This window comes from Plantactinospora sp. B24E8, assembly GCF_039871735.1.
Classification (GTDB): domain Bacteria; phylum Actinomycetota; class Actinomycetes; order Mycobacteriales; family Micromonosporaceae; genus Plantactinospora.
Genome location: NZ_JBDPMH010000067.1, coordinates 1 through 5151, shown reverse-complemented (window position 1 = coordinate 5151; position 5151 = coordinate 1). Strand labels below are relative to the sequence as shown.

4 protein-coding genes are annotated in these 5151 nt (G+C 69.5%); 2 read left to right on the top strand and 2 right to left on the bottom strand.

The genetic code is table 11. The features are described from left to right. The coding region (locus tag ABGB21_RS36710) for a site-specific integrase (RefSeq protein ID WP_347681743.1) at positions 1–1412 on the top strand (1412 nt) is incomplete at its 5' end. Positions 1413–1505: 93 nt separating this feature from the next. On the opposite strand, the gene ABGB21_RS36705 is transcribed toward ABGB21_RS36710, so the two are convergent. Together ABGB21_RS36705 and ABGB21_RS36700 are read right to left on the bottom strand one after the other, a co-directional pair. Then, positions 1506–2951 (bottom strand): site-specific integrase, encoded by a 1446-nt coding sequence (locus ABGB21_RS36705; protein WP_347681741.1) that lies wholly within the window; start codon positions 2949–2951, stop codon positions 1506–1508. Positions 2952–3188: 237 nt separating this feature from the next. Then, positions 3189–4520 carry a helix-turn-helix transcriptional regulator gene (locus ABGB21_RS36700; protein ID WP_347654520.1) on the bottom strand — a complete coding sequence of 444 codons (1332 nt, stop codon included), beginning with the start codon at positions 4518–4520 and terminating at the stop codon, positions 3189–3191. On the opposite strand from ABGB21_RS36700, the gene ABGB21_RS36695 reads away from it, so the two are divergent. Continuing rightward, positions 4513–5049, top strand: coding sequence for a hypothetical protein (locus ABGB21_RS36695; protein WP_347681739.1), 537 nt, complete (start codon positions 4513–4515; stop codon positions 5047–5049). The two genes, ABGB21_RS36700 and ABGB21_RS36695, sit on opposite strands and share 8 nt — an antisense overlap. The last annotated feature ends 102 nt before the right edge of the window (positions 5050–5151 follow it).

Genomic DNA, 5151 nt, shown 5'->3' with positions numbered 1-5151 from the left:
TCTACGAACACGTACAGTGCAGTCAGAAGGGTGTCGATGTCGGCAGTCACGAGCAGACAACGACACCCTTCCCTGTGTCGATACGCCAAGTCCCCCACCAGGCCAGATTTAGGACTCAATCATCTAGAGCTAACGAGTCGGGCCTGGTGTACCGGCGGTGCGGCTGTCGGTGCGAGCAGACCAATCGTCAGATGGGTGTGCGGTGCGAGCGTCTCGCCGAGTTCGACCACGGTCGCTGGTACTTCGCCGTGCAGTTGACCGGTGTTGATGAGCGGCGTGTCCGGGTGCGCCGCGGCGGTTTCACCAGCCGGGCGGACGCCGAGCGGGCCTGCTGGGCGCTGAGGGAGACGCCAGGGCACGAGGTGGCCGGCATGTGGACGCTGAGACGTTGGCTGGAGTTCTGGCTGTCGGACAACGAGGGGCGGCTGCGTCCCACGACCATGGTCAACTACCGCGGCATCGTGACCGATTACCTCATTCCGCAGCTCGGGCACCTGCAGATGCGGAAGTTGCGCACCCGGGATGCCCAGCGGGCGATGGACCGGATCTCGCACCGCCATGTTCGAGGTGGACGGTTGATCTCTCCGGGCACGCTGAACGGTATCCGTGCGGTGCTGCGCAGCGCGCTGTCCGCGGCGCGGCGGCAGGGCGTGATCGACCGCAATCCCGGTCGGGGACTGCGGCTGCCGAACGGGGCGCGCCCGCGGGCGGTGGTCTGGGACGCCGAGCGGGAGAAGGCCTGGAACAACACGGGCGTGCGCCCTCGGGTGGCGGTGTGGGGGCTGCATCAGGTCGGCCGGTTCCTGGAGTCCGTGCAGACCGATCCGCTGTTCGCGTTGTGGTGGCTGGTGGCGTTGCGAGGGCCGCGCCGGGGCGAGATCGCCGGGTTGCGGTGGGAGGACATCAACCTGACCGATGGCGAATTGACCATCCGGGAACAGGTGGTCGTCGTGCGTGGGGTGGAGCGGTTGGGTCCGCCGAAGTCGGCAGCCGGGGTGCGGACCTTGGCTTTGGACGGGTTCAGCGTGCGGTTGTTGACGGATCTGTGGCACCGGCAGCGTCGGCGGTTCGGCCGGGTCGACCCGAAGCAGCGGGTGTTCCTGCACGAGGATGGGCGGCCGGTACGCCCGGACTGGCTGACCCGCCGTTTCGCGAAGCTGGTCAAGGAGCTGGATTTGCCGCCGGTCCGGCTACACGACCTGCGGCACGGCGCCGCGGGGATCGCTTCGGCCGCCGGGGTGGACCTGAAGCAGATCCAGGAGGACATGGGCCACAACACCCCGCTGACCACCATCGAGACCTACATCTGCGTGTTCAAGCAGATGGCCAAGCAGGCGGTACGGGCGTCGGCCGAACTCCTCCTACAGCATGTGCGGGTCAGGGCGTCCCTGGCGGGGGCCTACCAAGCCTGATCTCTGAGGTGGGCGTTTCCCGGGTGGGGCCTGCCCAGAAGCAAGCGAAGGGGTTCCTGGCTTCGGGGCAGGCCGTTCGGTGGGTGAGGTTGATCAGCGAGTTCCGCGTCTGCGTCGGCCCGCGGGATTCGGTTGCATGTCGATCTTGCCGTCGGCTCTTGGCGGCACCTGCCGGTCCCGTTCGGAGAGGGACTTCGTCCTCGCGGTTGTTGTCGGGCGTCGCTTTCGGCTGTCGCGACGCCGGGCGGGTGGTCGCATCTCGGCACCGGGTTTGCCGGCGTTGAGGACGAGGTGGGCGGTCGCTTCGGCGGCCTTGTGTTGGGTGGCGGGGAGACTGGTGGTGTAGGTGTCGGCGGTGATCCGGATCGTGGCGTGGCCGAGCTGATGTTGGATGGTCTTGAGGTCCGCGCCGGCGGCGTGGGCGAGGGTGGCGGCGCCGTGGCGGAGGTCGTGCAGCCGGATCGGCGGTAGCCCGGCCCGGTCGACCAGGAGCCGCAGGCGTTGGGTGAGGTAGCCGGGATGGACGGGCAGCCCGTCGGGGCTGGTGAACACGTAGCCGCTGTCGTGGCAGACCTTCCCGCCCTCGGCTCGGCAGGTGCGGTGGTAGCGTTGCTTTTCCGCGTGCTGACGGAGTATCCGCACGGTGTGCCGGTCCAGGGCTATGGTGCGGCGGCTGGTCGCGGACTTGGGTGGGCCTTCGTGGACGTTGTAGCCGGCGGTGGTGCGCTGCCGTACGACGGACAGTTGGCGGGCTTGCAGGTCGATCTCAGTCCAGCGCAGGCCGGCGGCTTCGCCGCGGCGCAGCCCGCGCAGGGCGATCAGCCACCGCAGGGCGAACAGGTTGTCGTCGCGGACGTCGTCGAGGAACGCGGCGAGCTGGACCGGTGTCCAGACCGCGACGGACGGCCGCTCGCCGGTGGCTTCCCACTCAGCGACCCTGTTCTCGGTCCACAGCCGTGCCAGGGGACGCTCCTGGGCGGGCAGTTCTACCCGCCGGGCGGGGTTGTCGACGATCAGGCCCTCGCGGATGGCGGCGTTGAGCGCGGCCCGCAGGGTCGTGTGGAAGTGCCGCAGCGTGCACGGCGTCTGGGGCTGGCCGGACCGGTTGCGGGTGGCGGCGATCTGCGCGAACGCCGCGTTGAGCTGCCGGGAGGTCAGGTCGCCGAGGATCAGGTGTCCGACGTGGGGGACGAGGAATCCCTCGACATCGCGCGTGTAGTGCATCGTGGTCGTCGGCCGGATCCTGGTCCTAGTCGACAGCCAGTACCGCAACCACCGGGTGACCGTCCACGACCGGCCGGCCTGCTGCTCGCGAGACAGGATCAGGAGTTCGTCGCGGGCCTTCCGCGCGGCCGCCTCCGACGCGTACCCACCGCGACGTACCCGCTCGGCCTGTCCGAGCAGATTCCGCGTGGAGCAGTGGAAGTACCAGCTTCCGTGGTCAGGCTCCGGCAGCTTTGGGCAGCTCTTGCCCAGCGTCCGCCCGGTCGCTGGGTCCAGACAGCCGCACCGCTTCACAATCGCACCCTGGCTTTTCATCGTTTTCTCCCTTTGTTGGTGGTGGCCACACCCTCACCCAGGGAGATTGGGTAAAAATCGGTTTCCGGATTGGTTCACGATTTCCGTCGACTACGAGCCGTCCGGCGCGCGTAAGAGCTTCAGTTCAGTTCGTTGTCCGGGATTCGGTCTTGGCCCGGGATTCGGACTGGAGGAGGCAACGGGGTAGGCAAGCGGCTCTGTCGCATTAGCGGATCGGTGGGCACGCGCCGGGACGGGTCAGGCCACGCCTACGCGGCTGGCGAACTCGCGTACGCCTGGGAGGCTGTGGCTGCGGGTCAGCAAGTCGGTGGTGAGCTGTTGCGCCCACGGGCGGAAGCGGACCTCCTGCGGGGTGTCGCGTTCGGCGGCCAGCAGCGCTTGGAAAGTCGCCTGCGGGCGGCCCCGGCCGTGCAGTGCCAGAGCGGTGTCCTCCCAGTACCGGGCGCGGCGCTCCGGGGAGACGATGCGGGCGGGGTCGACCAGCCGGGCGTAGTCGACGGCGCTGCCGTAGTCGCCGAGCACCCGCGACACGCTGATCTTGTAGACGGCCAGTTCGAGCATGTTGAACCGGTCCGCCTTGGTACTGCCGACGCGACGAGCGGCGTCTTCGGCCTCACCGAGCAGCGCCCAGGCGGTCTCGCGGTCGTCGCGCACCGCCGCGGTGTAGGAGGCCGCCGCCAGCAGTTGGCCGTAGAGGGCGCTGTGGGCGGCATCGGGCAGGCCGGTGTCGACCTGCAGCGATCGGGCGGCGTCGAGCATGAGCTTCTGCGCACCGTCGCGGTGCTTGGTGCGGCGCATCACGGTCGCGGCCAGACGTCGGGCTTCGGCCAGCACCATCGGGTCGTCGCCGCCACGGGCGGCCTGCACCGCGCGGTCGGCGGTGGCCCACGCCATACCGTTGTCGTGCAGCTTGATCAGCAGCTGGGTGGCCACGTTGTACGCCTGGGCCAGACGGCCGGCCGCCAGCGGCACCTCGTCGACGGCGGCAGCCTCACGCCCAGCGATGGCCTGCGCGAGTAGCCGGGGCAGGCGGCGGGCGAGCTGGGTGTAGCGGGTGGCCCGAAAGTCGGCGCGGGCTGCGGCCAGCTGCGCGGCCAGCTGATTGCCGGGAATCGGCGCGACGCTGACCCTGCCGAACAGCACGTCCTCGACGGTGTCGGCCATCCCGTGCGCGGCTGCGGCTTGGTTCAGGGGCAGGACCAGCGCCCCGGTCACTACGGCGGTGGTCGTCGCGATCAGGTCGCGTCGGCGCATCGGGTCACCATCCTCATCGACACCTGTGCTCAGGCTATCGGCGCCGGTGTCGAAGGTCGATCGCGACAGCCCGAACAGGTGCGCCGGGATGGCGAACACCTCGGCCAGGCGGCGCAACTCGCGCACGTCCCAGTGGCGGTTGCGTTTGGTCTCCATCCGGCTCAGCGTCGAGGCGGAGAACCCGGCCAGGGCAGCGGCCTCCTCCAGGTTCAGCCCCGCCGCCACTCGCGCGGTGCGCAGCACGGCGCCGTAGTCGCCGTTGCTGGCTGCCTGCGCGACGGCCGGCATCGTGGTCCACGCGGTCCGGGTGCTCATCCGGCACCTCCATCCACGATGGCGAGAGTTTGAGCGTGACCGATGTTTGCGGGTTGTGCAAGCAGGTTGCACCCTGCCCGGCGACGTCTTCGATCCGGTCGGGCGGGCGGGTGTGCTGGATGCATCCACCAGGGCAAGACAAGGAGAACCCGCGATGATGCACCTGAGCACACCGGACGTGCCGATCACGGTCACCGACCTGATCCGGGCCGGGCTGCTGGAGCTCGGCGACGGCTGCCAGATCCACCCGTCGGCAGTGTTCCTGCCCGCCGACATGCTCGGCACGATCCGCCCGATCGCGCTCGGCGACCGGGTCGCCGTCGGCGCGTTCACGGTCGTGCACGGCGGCACCAGCATCGGCCGCGATACCCGCATCGGGCACCGGGCGACGGTGGGTGAGCCGGAGTACGGCTACGCCGTGCGCCGTGTCTACCAGGGCGCGGGCGCGCCCACCACGATCGGGTCCGGGGTGGTGCTGCGCGCCGGCGCGACCGTCTACGCCGGAGCTAGTGTTCTGTCTCAGTTTTGAGTAGTCGCTTGTTGGAGGGCTACTCGTCCACGTCGGACCTTGGCCAGGATCGATTCGGCGGTGGCGGTCCACACGAACGGCTTCGGGTCGTCGTTGTGCACG